Source organism: Flammeovirgaceae bacterium (assembly GCA_015180985.1).
GTDB lineage: Bacteria > Bacteroidota > Bacteroidia > Cytophagales > Cyclobacteriaceae > UBA2336.
The window spans coordinates 2419892-2435885 of the sequence record CP054185.1; the positions used below are offsets into that span (position 1 = coordinate 2419892).

Here is a 15994-nt window from a genome sequence, read left to right on the forward strand (position 1 = left end):
TAAATCAGCTAAGTCTTTTTAATACCTTTTCAGTTATTGTTTGCCCAATAGCGAGTGATGAAGTTGCTGCCGGAGAAGGTGCATTGCATACATTGATAACATGCCTGTCTTCCAGGATCAGAAAATCATCAACCAGGCCACCGGTGCGGTTGCACGCCTGGGCCCGTACGCCTGCGCCACCGTCAATCAGGTCGGCCTGTTGTATTTCAGGAAGTAGCTTTTGCAACGCTTTGGTAAATGCGGCTTTTGAAAACGAACGGTACATTTCTCCCATACCGGTTCTCCAATACTTCCAGGCTACCTTTTGAAACCCCGGCCAGGTCAATGATTCCATCAACTCTCGCATGTTCACATCGGATTTCCGGTATCCTTCGCGCTTAAAAGCCAGTACCGCGTTAGGGCCCGCTTCAACACCACCTTTTATCATCCGGGTAAAATGAACACCAAGGAAGGGGAAGTTCGGATCAGGAACCGGGTAAATTAAATTTCTAACCAGGTACTCTTTCTCTTTTCGTAATTTATAGTACTCGCCACGGAAGGGGATGATTTTTACGTTCAGTTTCTGTACAGTCAGGTTTGCGATTTTATCAGAGTATAGTCCGGCACAGTTCACAACCAGTTTTGCTGAATATGTTTGCCGGTTGGATGCAACAATAACTTTGTTATCCCCGGGCTGCAGATCAATTACTTTCTCATTGAATAGCAGTTTGCCTTCTGCTTGTTGAATCAGTTTACTGTACATCAGTGCCACTTCCTTGTAATCAATTATCCCCGTTTGTGGCACATGGATGCCGGCAAGGCCATTTACGTGTGGCTCGTATTCTTTAAGTTCTTCCTTGCCCAGCATGCGCAGCCCGGTAAGCCCGTTTTCAATACCCCTGTTAAACAGATTCTTCAGTAAAGGAATTTCTGCCCCGGCAGTAGCAACAATAATTTTACCACACAATTCGTATCGCACACCGTACTGATCACAAAATTGCAGCAACTGGTTGTAACCGGTAATGCAGTTTGTGGCCTTGAGGCTTCCCGGCTTATAATAGATACCCGAATGGATTACCCCGCTGTTATTTCCGGTTTGGTGCCGGGCTACTTCGCTTTCCTTTTCGATAAGTGTAAGCTTAAGCCTGGGATTGTTCCGGAGAATCTGGTAGGCAGTTGCCAGTCCTACAATACCCCCGCCTATAATTATTACATCGCTCTGCACGTGGCTTTATTTTGCCCGAAACTAAGGAAACAACCCTAAACACTCCAATAAATCGGGGCAGTTGGGCCTCTGTAAATTGGCAACTTCTTTACTGGTCTGTTTGATGTCAGAATTTCGGCAGTTTTTCAGGTTTTGCCTATGCGGATTTATCCTATTTTTGCCTGCTTACAGAGAACGAGGCAGTTTTACCTGCCAGGTCGCTGTTATTATATTATTCAACTACGTTTATGGATAAGAAGAAAGGCCGGTTTAGTTTCAGGTTTACCATCGGAAATAAAATCCTTGGGGGGTTTATGGCTGTTATGGCCCTCTTTATTGTTAATGCCGCCATTATATTCATGACCGGCAACCAGATTGATAATGTAGTTAAAACCTCAGCGGAGATCATCCGCCCATCAAAAGATGCAATAAATGAGTTCGTTTTAACCGTTGAGCGGTACCAGAAACTGGTAACCAGTTGGGTTTATCTGCAAACCAATGAAGAAAATAAAAAAGCCCTGATACAATTGGTTAAATATGAATACCCGGAATTAAAAGAACGCATCGAAAAGCTTAAAAACACCTGGGAGGTTGATAGTCAGAAAGTAATTGTTGATTCTGTTTTTGCCCGATTTGAACGCATCCAGCGTAGTGCCGAATCACAAATCACTTCACAACTGGCCACCTTCGAGAGTTATGAAGACGGCATTACCAAGCTGCTTGCCGAAGATGTTTTGGAGAGTCAGATTAACCCCCAGTTGCAAACAATCCTTACTGATTTAAACAACCTGGCTAAAGCGCAAACGGTAATAACGGCTCAATCTGAAGAAGAGTTGATTGTCTCCACCCGAAACTTGCGGAACATTACCCTTATTTTGGCCGGTGTTACCATTTTGCTTGGTTTTGGTGCTGCCCTCTTGCTGATGCGATCAATAACCCGTCCGGTTAACTTTCTTAAGAATGTGGTTGTAAAACTGGGCCGTGGCGAGTTGGTTGAAGAAAAGCAAACCAAGTTCAGCAACGATGAAATCGGAGAGATGGCCCAGGCGATGGATAACCTTGTTACTGGTTTAAAAGCCACTACGTTATTTGCCGGCAATATCGGTAAAGGAAATTATGCCACTGATTTCAAGCCCCTCAGCGATCATGATGTGCTGGGTAATGCGCTGATAAACATGCGCGATAACCTGGCCCGCGTAGCTGAAGAGGATAAGAAGCGCAACTGGGCTACCGAAGGGCTTGCCAGGTTCGGTGAAATACTTCGGTCCAATACAAACGACCTGAATAAGCTGGCTGATGAGATTATCATGAACCTGGTAAAATACCTAAAAGGCAACCAGGGCGCCATTTATATTGTTGATGACGTTGAACGCGGAGAAGAACCCACCATTTCGATGAAATCGTGTTATGCGTGGGATAAGAAGAAATACCTGAACCACAAAATTCATAAGGGCGAAGGTCTGGCCGGGCAGGCCTGGCAGGAAGGCGAAACAATTTACCTGACTGAAGTTCCACAGAATTACATTAAGATTACCTCAGGCCTGGGCGATGCCAACCCCACCTGTATTTTGATTGTTCCGCTTAAAGTAAATGAACAGATATTCGGTATTGTTGAAATTGCCTCATTCACTGAATTGCAGGACTTTGAAATTGAATTTGTTGAGAAAATTGCCGAGAGTATTGCGTCAACTATTTCAACGGTAAAAGTAAATGCCCGTACACAGCGCCTGCTGGAAGAGTCGCAGGAAATGACGGAACAGATGCGTGCGCAGGAGGAAGAGATGCGCCAGAATATGGAGGAGCTGCAGGCTACGCAGGAAGAGATGCAACGCAACCAGTCGGAAACCGAGGGCACTATGCTGGCCATTAACAATGCGCTGGCTATAGCCGATTATGATGTGGAGGGTAAGATCACCAAAATCAACAGCAACTACCTTACCTTATTGGGGTATTCGCAAAGTGAAGTTATCGGTGAGCATCACCGGTTGTTTGTAACCAAAGACGAAAAGAGCAGCGAGGAATACAGGCAATTCTGGCGCGACCTGGCCTTGGGTAATTCAAAGCGTGGCACCTTTAAGCGGTTAACCCGCAGGGGAGAAGTGATTACCGTAAAATCCAATTTTAATCCGGTTAAAAACCGGCAGGGTGAAATCGTTCGTATAATGGAAATCGCCTATGAGGCTTGATCTTCAGAACCCCTGTAAACGCAAAAAAGTCCCGCGCCCCGGGACTTTTTTGTTTACCTAAACCTAAACCTATGAGAAGAATTACTCTACTCAGCCATTCTTATATGCGCCTGCGGGCCAGGGCATAACCGGCAGCGGGCATTGGGCGGTGGGCTTGCGGAGCGTGAGTGAAAATTTTGCGTTGCTGTCAGGCAGTGCTTTTGGTGCGTTATACAACACCGCTAACCTATCCGACAGCGAGCGGTTTAACATGGCGCTGGCTATGTCGCAGCGGCCATCTGAAAGTGATTTAAGCTATATTGCTGCTGCCTTAGGTGCAAAAGGCATGGAAGTAAGCGGCAATAATATGTGGATGACTGTGAATCTTGAGCAAGCAGTTTATGCCGGAGGATTGGAAGCCGAAAATCAAATCCGCATGGGCACCTATGGTGTGATCAATTTCTCAATAGGTGTTGGAAAGAAGCATCTACTTTCAGCTCTTCGTTCTCATTATCGGCAACAACAGCAACAAACCGAAAAGGGGCCACTCTTCATTGATGGAATGATTTTGAACACCGATAATCCTTACAGGTATTCTCCCGTAGCTTATTTCAATTACACGCTAACAACAGGTGAAGGACACGTAGCAATTTATTCCGGCAACAGTGTTCGAATTATTTCCATTGATGGAAAAGGGAATTTAACGGATCGTACATCAAAGGTGGGTCCGAAGATTGATTTAATGAAGTACACTTCAAACAATGGATTTTTTCAATTGCCAAGAGATTATTCCAGATCGAGTCTTGAAGAAGCAATGGGTAAAAAGTATGCGGATCAGTTCTGGCAAGTCTTTACAAATGGTGATGGTTACTTTATGACTGACAAGCCATTCAAAGCAATTGGAGCTTATCTAAATGATGCCCCATATAGTGATATCACATTTAGGTTTAGGTTCAACGTCAACAATTTTGAAGGGCACAATTACAATGTGGTTTTAAATGTTTACTATGGTCATTAGATTATTCAAGGATAGATATTTTCAATCCTGTTTGTTGATTTGTTTTGTGCTCGGCTTCAGTCAGTGCAGCCGTAAGGATTGTTATCGACTACAGTTTCCAGTAACTCAAGATTCGACTTTAACCAAGGGGGCTCCAGTAGTATTTGATAACGGGATAGTTGGTTATGTTGAAGACGTGGAGAAATCAAATGAAGGTTCAGTTGCAGAGTTTTGTCTTCCTAATGCCGTGCAAATCCCTAAGAACTCAAAAATCTACGTTGGCTTTATTCAAGCCTTCAGTGTTTACGGGATCAAGATTGAGTCAAGCAGTGAATCAGGATTTATAAGCAGTAAGGAATTATTGCAAGGATTTCCAATGGATTCTATTGACGTCAATTTTTCAGTTTCCGACACAGCGTTGACAAATAAGCTAATAGATATCGTGAAGGATATCAACGAGGAGCAAAAGAATAAAAAGGATTCAACTTCTAAGGAATAGAAACGCAAAGCCCCGCGACCCGGGGCTTTTGTTTTATCAACCAGCAACCAAGTTTGAAAGGTTGTCTTTAAGTTTTTTCTTAGCGATGAGTGAATCGAGCAGAGCGAGGAAAGCAGACTTTTCTTTCTGTCCCCGCAGCGCCTCCTGCAAGGAACTCTGCGGCAGGGTAGTATGTAAATAGCAAAAACCGTATCTTAGTGATGTGCAATGACCTGCGCCCAATCGAATATTATCTACAATGTTTACCCGCCAAAGCAAATCGAAGGCAAACGGTCACCAGTTGCCTGCCCACCGCAGCCTTGGCGAAGGTGGGGACCCGCGAAAACGTAACCGGCAACAACTTTTTATACAACGGGGGCACGGAGCTAAACACTACCACTAACGTGTATGACCTGTTTTTCCGCAACTACGACCCCACCCTGGGCCGCATGAATCAAATTGATCCGATGGCCGCCAAGTACGCCAGCCTTACACCATATAACTACAGCTTTAACAACCCGATAGGCTATAACGACCCCAGCGGAGCTGAGCCGCCCCAAACCATCAACCACAGCGCGTTTTATAACCAGTACTACATTGGCTATACCTACGATGACCGGGTAGATTACACCGGCCTGGGTGACCCAGTGTGCGGCCACTGCTGGCGCACGGGCAACAGTTTAACCATGTATCAAAGTTTTACAGGATATAGTACATCTAGCATGGGCCCCGGGTGGCGGCCTGGGCAGAGCGGCTTAACGCCCATCATCAGCCAATGGGCACCTGATTTTGGCGGGCCGGTGTATCTGGGTTTAGATGCTAACGGAAACTCAATACATGCGCTGCCGAGTCAAATTGAAAGAGCTGGGGGCGCTCGCGCGTACTTTAACCAAGTATATAATTACCGCCTGGGAATGGCAGCGTTTAATATGGTGCAGCGACCACTTGTAAAAGACGAGGGATATTCAGGCTTTTTTCCGGTAGTGAACGGGCGGTTGGATTTAGCGAATGCAAAATTTTACAGGTGGAGTGCAGAGATTGACCTGAAAAATATTGTTGCGAGTGCACGAGAGCAACAAACCGGAGGGTGCCCTCCGGGTACGCCATGCGATGGGCCATGGCTAAAAAACTCAGTTAATCAATATCATCCACCACAGAATAACCCTGAAGGGCTCTCTACTTCATTTATTCTAGGAACTTCTTTTACGGCAGGAAAGAACGTTGCCACCAAAGCTCGTCTAGAGATTCTAAGGCAAATCAAAATTAACAATTCACTAAGAGGCCCAAGTGTTCAATTTGACGGCCCACTAAAAGTACCCAACGGTGTAAAGTTCGTGGCTTCATATGGTGGCTATGGTTTTACTGCTTGGGGCGCCTATGATGTCAATTCACAATGGAAGTCGGGTCAATTAAGCACTGGCCAAATGGTAGTTGAACAAATATCCAACGTCATTGGTGCTATAACCTATATGGGCATTGGTACTGCATGGAGCATTGGCTGGAATCTCGGAGGACAATATGGTCCAAGTAAGTGGTATGGCAGTGATGATACAAAGTGGTTTAAATAGAAATAAAAAATTAGAATGCTGTACCGATATATTTTTTGCAAAGCATATTACTTCTGCATCTGGGCTTTTAAGGAGAGAGAGTTTCCATGGGCATGGGCGGCTATGACTACATCAATGATTATTGTAGGTACAGTTATTACCTTATTGGAATTACTCGAAGTATTGATGTTGCCTGAAAGAATCAACATATACGGAGAGTACCACAAATATTTTTCGTTAGGCATGGCGATACTTTCTCTTTTCTATGTAAAGCACAATAACAGGTATCTGAAGATATTAAAGGGTTGCAAAAAGTTATCCGAGAGAAGAAGAAAATTCCTGCGCTTTGTGTGCGTTGCTTACCTGTTGATTTTAGTTGTAGGCTTTTTTTGGTTTGGAGGAATAATCAGAGATTTCAATATTAAACACAAGTGAAACTATTCTGTCCCCGCAGCGTCTCCTGCAAGGGAGTCTGCGGCAGGGCAGTATATAAATAACAAAAACCGTATCTTAGTAATGTGTCCCGTCCCGGTTCGGTAACTATGACCTGCACCAAATCCAATATCATCCACGAACGATTTAACATGGCTATGGGGTTGGTAAAAGATTATGGAGGTACCATAACACACGCGCCCACCATTGAAGCCATATGGAATACATTAAGTAACAACGGTGCAGTTGTATTTACCTTTGGCGGAGTTAGCGGCATAAATAACATCTATCTGGTAGGCGGCATAACGGCCACCGACAGGTCACCGGGCCCGCTAATTGCATCACAGGGCGGGTTTGCACCATGGATGCTGGCGGGGTGGCAGCAGGGGCAAACGCAAGAGGGGCCGCAGGGTCCGAAATTTTATTATGATGCGATTCACGGTATGGTTTTGAACGATGGAAAGACATTAAGCCGTGATGATGTTGCTTTGTCTTTTGATCCATCGCCAGGTAATGCGACCTATCTTGGTTTTAAGAATGGAAAGCACCATGTGAATTTCAATATCGAAGACTTTGAAATAACGAAGGGTAATATTCGTGCTTTGATGATACACGAAATATTTGGCCATGGAGTCAAAGGTTATGGAGATAAAACAAATGATCATTACAAAGCATATTGGGCATCAATTGATAGCAAGTATTGGTCTTCAACAACTGACCAATTCAGAATCCATACAGCTGAAGGTTTATGGCTAACATGGACACGCATAGGAAACTATGACGGAATGCCAACAAAGTACATGAATGTAATTTATCAGTACCATCCATCTTTCAGGTAAAATGAGAAAGCTTTTGTTAGTATTGTTGCTGTTGAAAAGTGGAATTATATCAGCAGATGACTGTAAAAAAATTTCCAAAGAAGATATCTACAACTATGCAGATATAATTTTTTTAGGTCATGTATTTGAGGTAGGAGATTCGACCTACCGAATAAATGTTATGGAGTGGTACAAGGGTAAATTTCTTGAGGATACGCTAACAGGGATGATTACTCAAAGAGTAATGACTCCAAAGACTGGGAGCATTTGGCTAATCTTTGGCAAAACGCAGCCAGGTGATAAATTTTTGGCCGATGTATGTAGTGGTTCAAAGAGCCTAAGTTCACCACATGGTACACATGATATTACTTTTCCTGAAGTGCCCCCGCCTGATGTTTTTAAAAACCCTTCACAGCTTTTCTTGGCTAAGCAGATAGTTTTAGATAAAGCCCTGAACGAGTTTTATTTTGATGTTGCCAGTTTACGGGCAAGGAAAGCGCAACAGGTAAATGAGAGTATAAAGGAAAAGTATAGTCATCTGGAAAAAAAATACTCTCAATTATCCGATGACCTGAATTTTTTGAAGTGGGCAGTAATTGTTTTGATTATTGTGACAGTAACATCAACTGTCGTCCGTTTGATAAAGAAATGATTAACAAACGCAAAATGGGCCTATCTCAATGACTGTTGGAAATGAACCAACAGGTACCGCGTATGTCAGAGGTTATCCTGTTGATGTCCGTGATGGACAGGGTCGAGGGATAATTTTCGAAGTTCCAACATATGCAATGACTGTTTCAGGCACTGATGCAAAAGGAAATGCAGTTTCGAAAACTTTTACAGTTCTACGTTATGGAGTTTATAATAACAAGAACGGGCCAAGTGTAGTAGGCACAAATAGTGGGACGTATAATCTTACTTGGGGAAATTATCTTGGTGGAGCGGTACTAGGCTGCTTTTTTTGTACAGGTTAAAAGTAGGATTTTCTAATTTAACCAACCAAAAAAAAGTCAAAATGAAGAAGAGCAAATTTACCGAGGCCCAGATTATTGGCATCCTCAACGAACAAATCCAACAAGACCAGAAGGTGGCCGAAGTATGCCGCAAGCATGGTATTAGCTCTGTCCCCGCAGCGTCTCCTGCAAGGAACGCTGCGGCAGGGTAGTATGTAAATAGCAAAAACCGTATCTTAGTGATGTCTCCCGTCCGGTACGGTAACTATGACTATGGCCTGTACCAAATTTAATGTCACCCAAAATCTGCCAAAGCATGAACGAAGTCGGGAGTATTACTTCCGCAACCATAACCTTGTTCTAAGCCCAGCTTTTGCCTTGGGGTGAAGAAATTTTTGGAGATATTTGAATAATAGCTAAAAGAACGGATGACAAAGAGTGTTGCAGTTCCTGATGAAGTGGTAATGAATAAAATTTACCTGATCAGAAATCATAAAGTAATGTTGGACAGAGACCTTGCGGAACTTTACGGAGTGAAAGCCATACGATTAAGAGAACAGGTGAAACGTAATCAAGAGCGGTTCCCCGGGAATTTCATGTTCCAACTTACCGAACAGGAGGCAGAAAGCATGGTATCGCAAAATGCGATACCTTCAAAACAACACCTGGGTGGTTACTTACCTTATGCTTTTACTGAACACGGAGTGTTAATGCTGGCCAATGTTTTAAAAAGTGAGCAGGCGATTAAAATGAGTATCCGGATAATAGAAATCTTTGTGAAGCTTCGGGAAACGTTACTGACTCACAAAGACATTCTACTGAAGCTTGAACAATTGGAAAGAAAAACCCTTCGGCAAGATGGAGACATAAAACTGATTTTTAAATACCTGAAAGAATTACTCAATCCGCCTACCGTACCTACGCGCAAGATTGGTTTTAGGCGCAAAGAAGAAGATTAGGGAAGCTAAGTGGAAGTACCCTGCCAAACAAGAATAACTTAGCCATGACCTGCGCCAAATCCAATATCATCCAATACCCGCCAAAGCAAAAGCGAAGGCAAACGGTCACCAGTTGCCTGCCCACCGCAGCCTTGGCGAAGGTGGGGACCCGCGAAAACGTAACCGGCAACAACTTTTTATACAACGGGGGCACGGAACTGAATACTACCACTAACGTGTACGATCTGTTTTTCCGCAACTACGACCCCGCCTTGGACCACATGAACGCCTGCCTGCCGAAGCGTTTGCGTAGGCATGGGGTAGACCCGATGGCGAGGAAGTACGCGAGCTTAACGCCTTACAATTATTCATTTAACGACCCGGTAACCTTCACCGATCCGAATGGTGCCGACCCTGAGGGATACTGGGAAGGAGCCGAGCCGATTTTTGAACAATACACAATGCGGATGTACAGCCCAACTTACGGCTGGCTGCAGGATGATGTTATCTATCAGCGTATTGTTGGCTGGCGCGGCCCTGGAGCACGGTATGCCGGTCCGGGGCTTGACTGGATGTTTGGCAAGGCGGGAATAGGACCGGCATCGGGAGGGCACTGGGCAGTGGGCTTGCGGAGCGTGAGTGAAAATTTTGCGTTGCTGTCAGGTAGTGCTTTTGGTGCGTTATACAACACCGCTAACCTATCCGACAGCGAGCGGTTTAACATGGCGCTGGCTATGTCGCAGCGGCCATCTGAAAGTGATTTAAGCTATATTGCTGCTGCCTTAGGTGCAAAAGGCATGGAAGTAAGCGGCAATAATGTGTGGATGACTGTGAATCTTGAGCAAGCAGTTTATGCCGGAGGATTGGAAGCCGAAAATCAAATCCGCATGGGCACCTATGGTGTGATCAATTTCTCAATAGGTGTTGGAAAGAAGCATCTACTTTCAGCTCTTCGTTCTCATTATCGGCAACAACAGACACAGGGAAATGGGCCAAACGGATGGAATCAATTTTGGATCGGATTTGCTGGTTCGCAGAACTCTACGGATTTCAGTTCGGCAACTACTGTAACAAGCACGGCTTTATTCTGGGTTGATGGTGTGGGAAGTTCAGTCAAGTACAGTGCTAGGACTTTTGGTGAACTCCGAAATGCTGTGAGAGCGGAAAAGTTCTTTAAACCTCTAGGTGTTGTTGGTGGGATAGTAACAACCTCAATGACAGCATATGATGCGACACAGGATGGAAGTATATCAAATGGCGACTGGTTTAAAATTGGTGCTGGTGTTCTCCAAGTAGGTTTAGCTTTTACTCCAGTTGGGTGGGGTGTACTTGCCTACAATGGTGTAGATCTCTTAGTTGGCATCACGACAGGAACATCTGTTACAGACAGAATAGCAAATGGAATAGACAAAATAGGTAAATAGTATATACAATGATTCTTTTTGATTACATCTGGCTCAGGATCGCTAAAGTTTATTACAAATGGAGGGACAGTGAAGGTTTTACTGCTACTGGCTTTTTATCGTTGAGTCAAGGAATTTTAGTTGGCGATATAGTACAAATCATTCTTAAGTTAACAGGTACTTCTGATTCGCTTTATGATTCTCTAGGCAAAGGAGGCTATAGTAAGCTTGGTCTCGGCCTTACTCTTTTCCTGCTTGTCTTTAATTATCTCCGTTACCGAAAAAAGTACTGGCCTTTGCGAGAGCGATGGAGAGATGAGAGCCATTCATTTTTGAAAGGAATCTTAGTCATCTTGGCTCTACTATTCCCACTTGTTTTGTGGTACATGCTCATAAAATTGTTTTAACCAAATATAGAGAAGAGGCTGTCTCAAAAGAAGAGATGGCTTCTTTTTTTGAAGGCTTAGATTTTCTTTTAGCTTTTGAAGTAATTTTTTGAAGAAGAAAAATCTTGAGCCGGACTTAGGCTGCCCATTTCGCTATATTATGTGCCAGAGCAAGCAATCCGGTTTCAATTTTCTTCCCCCGCAGCGTCTCCTGCAAGGGCTCTGCGGCAGGCGGTGTACGTAAGCAAAAATAATTCTAACTTAGTAAATGTATAAAAAGTCAATCCAGTCCCGCCTGCATGAACCAGGTTTATAAATACAGCCTTAACAACCCGGTGGGCTATAACGACCCCAGCGGAGCTGAGCCGCCCCCAACCATTAACCACAGCGCGTTTTATAACCAGTACTACATAGGCTATACCTACGATGACCGGGTAGATTACACCGGCCTGGGCGACCCGGTGTGCGGCCACTGCTGGCGTACCGAAATGCCCGGGGTTATGGGCTTTTATATGGCGGCTACGGGGTATGGCGGTGCCTTATTTGGCATGGGCCCCGGGTGGAAGCCGGGGCAGGGCAGTATGTTTGCCGCTTTTAATGCGTGGGTTGACAACCAGGTAGCAAAAGCCCACCAGCGACAGAATATTAAGAGAGGAATTACAGAAGCGCTTACAAGTAAAGACCAAGGAATATTTAATGTCGATCCCCGAACAGGAAAGGTTACCCAACTATTTTCGCAGGATAAATTCAGAAAGGACTTTGACACATATATTAACATGATTGCAGGTACTACTTCTTTTGTGCGGGGGTATGAAGGAGCTGCAGGGCCCGGTCATCCATTGTGGAGTTTATTTTTGGGCAAATTACGCAACACATTGGAGACATTAGGCTTTCGTGAAAGAGAGGGTACAAAAATTGGTTTTAACAGTAATGGATATGGAGTAGTTATTATCGGTAACGGTAATACGGAGCATGCTCTAAAAAAAGTAGGCTACAAGCATATTGGTGAAGTGGATCTAAACAACCCTGAAGATCTATTTAACATATTGAATAAACTAACGGCAGCCAATGAACTGGAAGCAATCAGTAGTTTTTATCAAACATTCTATACCAATCCACTGAATCAGAATTGGCGGGGTGAGTTGAAACTGTATTATCGTGATCCTTCGCACCCGGGATATTACTGGAGCCCTGCCACAAGTGGCGATATCGGATATAAAATTCAAATATCCTCGGATGGAAGCTGGTCCGTTCGGTCATTTTCTTGGCAACTTGGTCCTCCTAATTAACTTTTCTAGTTATATGATCGTAATGCTTAAACTCATAGTACCTATTTTACTGCTGTTGATTAACATTTCTTGTAGAGTAAATCCTGAGATTGCAAAAAGGATTGAACTGGATGGGCTAAATGGACGATGTTACTACTTTTTTAGTAGAGACAATAGAAATATTATTCGTGTGGCAAAAATTGAATACTTAAAGTATATCTGTTGTGATGTTACAATAAACAGTGATACTATTTTAATTGGCGAAAAATTTATTGCAGACATTTCTGTCACAGGCCGAGATTTCAAAGCATTTATAACCGAGCCATCACAGGATACAATCACAGGGAAATTTGAACCGAGCGAACTTCCTCAGAAAACGAAAGCTTACTATTTTGAACCCACCGTCCCTGGTCTTTTCAATTTTAAATGCAGAATCGAATATGATACAATTTCAATTCCCTTTGAGTATAAGTTTCTTGTTTTGCCAAAGTGAGGGGTTTAGTAAATAGTCACAGTATTTTCTGCTATAACTTAAAATTCCTTTATATTTGTTTATCATGTATCTATGATAATAAGAGTAAAAAAGCGAATGAAGCCGGAAGAGGTGGAGAAGAAGCTTCGAACCCGCAAGAAAACTAAAGTTCTTCGCGCCAAGGATCATTTAGGCAAGGTAAAATGGAACGAAGACCCTCTTGCTTATCAAATCCGCAAGCGGAATGAGTGGGATTAGAATTGTTTCGGACACCAACCCGTTAATTTACCTGCTGTCCGGAAGTAAAGAAGTTGGAAATCATCTGGATGGAAAAGAATGTTGGATTTCAGTAATAACCGAACTGGAATTATTTGGCAAAAAAGGTCTTAGTGCTCAGCATAAACGCGAGATCCAAAAATTATTGGATAGTTGTTTTATTGTTGACTTGCTTCCGGAAATCAAGTCTCTTATTAAAGATATTCAGCAGACCAATACCTTAAAGTTACCAGATGCCATTATTGCTGCAACTGCAATATACCTTGATTTACCCCTGCTTACAGCCGATAAGAATTTTAAAAAGATCGGAGACCTTGAGCTTATTCTGATTTCAATTTAATTTCTTCTCTCCATGGCCTTTGTTGTGCCTTCTTCTCCCTTCCCCGCAGCATCTCCTGCAAGGTGCTCTGCGGCAGGGCAGTATGTAAATAACAAAAACCGTATCTTAGTGATGTATCCCGTTGCGGTACGGTAACTATGACCTGCACCCAATCGAATATCATCTACAATGTTTACCCGCCAAAGCAAAATCGAAGGCAAACGGTCACCAGTTGCCTGCCCACCGCAGCCTTGGCGAAGGTGGGGACCCGCGAAAACGTAACCGGCAACAACTTTTTATACAACGGGGGCACGGAATTAAACCCCGCTACCAACGTGTATGATCTGTTTTTCCGCAACTACGACCCCGCCCTGGGCCGCATGAATCAAATTGATCCGATGGCCGCCAAGTACGCCAGCCTTACGCCTTATAACTTTGCCCTTAACAACCCCGCCACCCTTAACGACCCGCTGGGCGATGACGTGGAGCCGCCCCCGCCCGGTGAGTACCGCGAATATATTTGCGGCCAGTGCTGGCGCGATGAACGCAGCATGAATATGTACATGTCCGCTACAGGATATGGCGGAGGAGGTTATACCAACTGGCAGGCCAGTACGTTTGCTGGAATGATGTCCATTGGTTCATTTCTTTCAGCAGCTTTGAGTAGTCCTCATGGAGGAACGTGGCGTGCCGGCAATGCCACATTTTTTACCAGTACTTCGCAGGCGATAGCTGTGGGTTTGAACTATTTGAGTTTCCATGGAGTTTCCAAGTCACTAGGTTCTGCATTGGCGTCAAATTCTTCGGGTAAATCTACTGATGTAAAGGCAGAAAGTGGGTGGGTACGTGGCTGGGCTAAAGTATGGAACGGGAAGTATGGTGAAAAGAGCAGAAATGTTTGGAAGAGGATACCAAAGCTGGGTACAGACAAGAAGGAGGGGAGAGCTGAAAGCACTAATTTTTTAACCTGGACACATTCAGCATGGATGCTGGCGGGGTGGCAGCAGGGGCAAACCCAAACAGGGCCTGACTTTTATTATAACGCATTAAATGGCTTGGTGCTTAATAATGGTACAATACTGAGTAAAAATGATTTGGTTTTAACTTTTAATAATTTGCCATATAGAGATGCGAGATACTTAGGATTTAAAGACGGTAAGTATCATGTAAACTTCGACATTAAAAGTTTCGAAGAAACTCAAGCCAATATACGGGCAACAGCAATACATGAAATTTTTGGTCATGGTGTTAAGGGTTACGGCAATCCTGACAAGACGCACCATAAGGCATATTTTGCTACTATCGATAGTAAATACTGGAAAGCAACCACTGATGCTTTTAAAACATCTACGGTCGATCTCATGTGGAAATATTTTTATAATGAGGTCGGTAATCAAAGGATGCCAGAACCTTATCAGACCTTGTACGATTTATACCACAGTAAGTGATGAAGAAGGTAATTTTTATGTCTTTATTGACTCTTACTTTTGTGGAGTCGTTAGCTTGTGCCTGTACAACAATCTCGAAGTATGATGATTACACGACTTCGGACTTTGTATTTATTGGAACGGTCACAGATGTAAATAACGTGTTTTTTGAAATTAGAGCACATGAATTTTTCAAAGGACAAAGTTCTGACACCTTAGTTGCCAATATTGATGACTGCTCGATAGTCCCGGAGAAAGGAGAGATTTGGTTGTTCTATGCAGTTAAGACAGATGATAATAGAATTTATGTGAGCCAGTGTGGGTCATCACGAAGTTTTAGAAGACCCTTTAGCTTTAACATGAACAATTTTCCTAAACCACCACCACCTAACGTTGATGAAGGACTCCTAAAAGTAATGAATGAATTGAATAAGGATAGGGCGCTCGCGGAACTTCATCATGACATATCGAGTCTTCGCGTAAAGAAAATTCAGACTGACTTACAAAATGCTAATGAAGATCTATTGGAAGTCAAAGGGCAAGTCAGATTGCTTATTGTTGGTCTATGTTTTTGCATCGTTCTAACAGGTATTCTTGGAGTTATTATTTACAGGAAAGTTCGAAGAAACCATTGAGGCTGAAGTGACCGGAGAGTAGGGAGAGAAGTTCAAACGCAAGGAAGGCCTGACCCTATAGATATTTGGAACAAGGACAGATTAGCCGTATTAAATGGTTTGTTAGATCACTTACACTACATGGGGCATCATCCTGATGAACAACATAATCTGCGAGATATAGTAAAAAGTTTTAACGAACCTGTTCCGTGGTGGAAAGGTTGGATACCAGGAGCTGGCCCAAGTAATTCTACGGGAGGTATTGCCAAAGTATTTGGAGGGTATGTTCAATGGAACATTGCTGCGGCATTGGAAATC

At 43.6% G+C, this 15994-nt stretch carries 18 protein-coding genes; 17 read left to right on the plus strand and 1 reads right to left on the minus strand.

The genetic code is table 11. The annotated features are described in order from the left end of the window. Positions 1 to 4: 4 nt before the first annotated feature. Positions 5 to 1204: an L-2-hydroxyglutarate oxidase gene (gene lhgO / locus HRU69_11275; GenBank protein QOI98028.1), complete on the minus strand. Its 1200-nt coding sequence runs from the start codon at positions 1202 to 1204 to the stop codon at positions 5 to 7. Between the two features lie 227 nt (positions 1205 to 1431). Between lhgO and HRU69_11280 the strand changes: the two genes are divergently transcribed. From HRU69_11280 to HRU69_11360, 17 genes are all read left to right on the plus strand, one after another. Beyond that, entirely contained in the window at positions 1432 to 3369 is a 1938-nt protein-coding gene (locus HRU69_11280; GenBank protein ID QOI98029.1) for a GAF domain-containing protein, read from the plus strand. A 163-nt stretch (positions 3370 to 3532) separates the two neighbouring features. Further along, positions 3533 to 4366, plus strand: a complete 834-nt coding sequence (locus tag HRU69_11285) for a hypothetical protein (protein ID QOI98030.1) — start codon at positions 3533 to 3535, stop codon at positions 4364 to 4366. Next, on the plus strand, positions 4356 to 4844 hold the full coding sequence (locus HRU69_11290) for a hypothetical protein (protein QOI98031.1): 489 nt from the start codon (positions 4356 to 4358) through the stop codon (positions 4842 to 4844). Before HRU69_11285 ends, HRU69_11290 begins: the two co-directional genes overlap by 11 nt. A 200-nt stretch (positions 4845 to 5044) precedes the next feature. Continuing rightward, the gene (locus HRU69_11295) at positions 5045 to 6391 is read left to right on the plus strand and encodes a hypothetical protein (GenBank protein QOI98032.1); all 1347 of its coding nucleotides are present in this window, start codon (positions 5045 to 5047) and stop codon (positions 6389 to 6391) included. Between the two features lie 15 nt (positions 6392 to 6406). Further along, positions 6407 to 6805, plus strand: coding sequence for a hypothetical protein (locus HRU69_11300; GenBank protein ID QOI98033.1), 399 nt, complete (start codon positions 6407 to 6409; stop codon positions 6803 to 6805). A 107-nt stretch (positions 6806 to 6912) separates the two neighbouring features. After that, positions 6913 to 7641, plus strand: a complete 729-nt coding sequence (locus HRU69_11305) for a hypothetical protein (GenBank protein QOI98034.1) — start codon at positions 6913 to 6915, stop codon at positions 7639 to 7641. Between the two features lies 1 nt (position 7642). Further along, entirely contained in the window at positions 7643 to 8272 is a 630-nt protein-coding gene (locus HRU69_11310; protein QOI98035.1) for a hypothetical protein, read from the plus strand. 363 nt (positions 8273 to 8635) lie between these two features. Further along, complete coding sequence (locus HRU69_11315) at positions 8636 to 8785, plus strand: transposase (protein ID QOI98036.1); 150 nt, start codon at positions 8636 to 8638, stop codon at positions 8783 to 8785. Positions 8786 to 9037: 252 nt separating this feature from the next. Then, positions 9038 to 9532 (plus strand): ORF6N domain-containing protein, encoded by a 495-nt coding sequence (locus HRU69_11320; GenBank protein QOI98912.1) that lies wholly within the window; start codon positions 9038 to 9040, stop codon positions 9530 to 9532. 44 nt (positions 9533 to 9576) lie between these two features. Next, the gene (locus HRU69_11325; GenBank protein ID QOI98037.1) at positions 9577 to 10935 is read left to right on the plus strand and encodes a hypothetical protein; all 1359 of its coding nucleotides are present in this window, start codon (positions 9577 to 9579) and stop codon (positions 10933 to 10935) included. Between the two features lie 8 nt (positions 10936 to 10943). Continuing rightward, positions 10944 to 11321, plus strand: a complete 378-nt coding sequence (locus HRU69_11330) for a hypothetical protein (GenBank protein QOI98038.1) — start codon at positions 10944 to 10946, stop codon at positions 11319 to 11321. 278 nt (positions 11322 to 11599) lie between these two features. Further along, positions 11600 to 12589, plus strand: coding sequence for a hypothetical protein (locus HRU69_11335; GenBank protein ID QOI98039.1), 990 nt, complete (start codon positions 11600 to 11602; stop codon positions 12587 to 12589). A gap of 13 nt (positions 12590 to 12602) precedes the next feature. Then, a complete protein-coding gene (locus HRU69_11340; protein ID QOI98040.1) occupies positions 12603 to 13061 on the plus strand; it encodes a hypothetical protein in 459 nt (152 codons plus the stop codon). 72 nt (positions 13062 to 13133) lie between these two features. Then, positions 13134 to 13298, plus strand: a complete 165-nt coding sequence (locus HRU69_11345; GenBank protein ID QOI98041.1) for a hypothetical protein — start codon at positions 13134 to 13136, stop codon at positions 13296 to 13298. Further along, the gene (locus tag HRU69_11350; GenBank protein ID QOI98042.1) at positions 13285 to 13656 is read left to right on the plus strand and encodes a type II toxin-antitoxin system VapC family toxin; all 372 of its coding nucleotides are present in this window, start codon (positions 13285 to 13287) and stop codon (positions 13654 to 13656) included. Before HRU69_11345 ends, HRU69_11350 begins: the two co-directional genes overlap by 14 nt. Positions 13657 to 13793: 137 nt before the next feature. Beyond that, positions 13794 to 15083: a hypothetical protein gene (locus tag HRU69_11355; protein ID QOI98043.1), complete on the plus strand. Its 1290-nt coding sequence runs from the start codon at positions 13794 to 13796 to the stop codon at positions 15081 to 15083. Continuing rightward, positions 15083 to 15697 carry a hypothetical protein gene (locus HRU69_11360; protein QOI98044.1) on the plus strand — a complete coding sequence of 205 codons (615 nt, stop codon included), beginning with the start codon at positions 15083 to 15085 and terminating at the stop codon, positions 15695 to 15697. Before HRU69_11355 ends, HRU69_11360 begins: the two co-directional genes overlap by 1 nt. Positions 15698 to 15994 lie beyond the last annotated feature (297 nt).

Coding starts and splice junctions, on each gene's coding strand:
- HRU69_11280 (QOI98029.1), top strand. CDS start 1,432: ATGGATAAGAAGAAAGGCCGGTTTAGTTTCAGGTTTACCATCGGAAAT.
- HRU69_11290 (QOI98031.1), top strand. CDS start 4,356: ATGGTCATTAGATTATTCAAGGATAGATATTTTCAATCCTGTTTGTTG.
- HRU69_11295 (QOI98032.1), top strand. CDS start 5,045: ATGTGCAATGACCTGCGCCCAATCGAATATTATCTACAATGTTTACCC.
- HRU69_11300 (QOI98033.1), top strand. CDS start 6,407: ATGCTGTACCGATATATTTTTTGCAAAGCATATTACTTCTGCATCTGG.
- HRU69_11305 (QOI98034.1), top strand. CDS start 6,913: ATGACCTGCACCAAATCCAATATCATCCACGAACGATTTAACATGGCT.
- HRU69_11310 (QOI98035.1), top strand. CDS start 7,643: ATGAGAAAGCTTTTGTTAGTATTGTTGCTGTTGAAAAGTGGAATTATA.
- HRU69_11315 (QOI98036.1), top strand. CDS start 8,636: ATGAAGAAGAGCAAATTTACCGAGGCCCAGATTATTGGCATCCTCAAC.
- HRU69_11320 (QOI98912.1), top strand. CDS start 9,038: ATGAATAAAATTTACCTGATCAGAAATCATAAAGTAATGTTGGACAGA.
- HRU69_11325 (QOI98037.1), top strand. CDS start 9,577: ATGACCTGCGCCAAATCCAATATCATCCAATACCCGCCAAAGCAAAAG.
- HRU69_11330 (QOI98038.1), top strand. CDS start 10,944: ATGATTCTTTTTGATTACATCTGGCTCAGGATCGCTAAAGTTTATTAC.
- HRU69_11335 (QOI98039.1), top strand. CDS start 11,600: ATGAACCAGGTTTATAAATACAGCCTTAACAACCCGGTGGGCTATAAC.
- HRU69_11340 (QOI98040.1), top strand. CDS start 12,603: ATGATCGTAATGCTTAAACTCATAGTACCTATTTTACTGCTGTTGATT.
- HRU69_11345 (QOI98041.1), top strand. CDS start 13,134: ATGATAATAAGAGTAAAAAAGCGAATGAAGCCGGAAGAGGTGGAGAAG.
- HRU69_11350 (QOI98042.1), top strand. CDS start 13,285: ATGAGTGGGATTAGAATTGTTTCGGACACCAACCCGTTAATTTACCTG.
- HRU69_11355 (QOI98043.1), top strand. CDS start 13,794: ATGACCTGCACCCAATCGAATATCATCTACAATGTTTACCCGCCAAAG.
- HRU69_11360 (QOI98044.1), top strand. CDS start 15,083: ATGAAGAAGGTAATTTTTATGTCTTTATTGACTCTTACTTTTGTGGAG.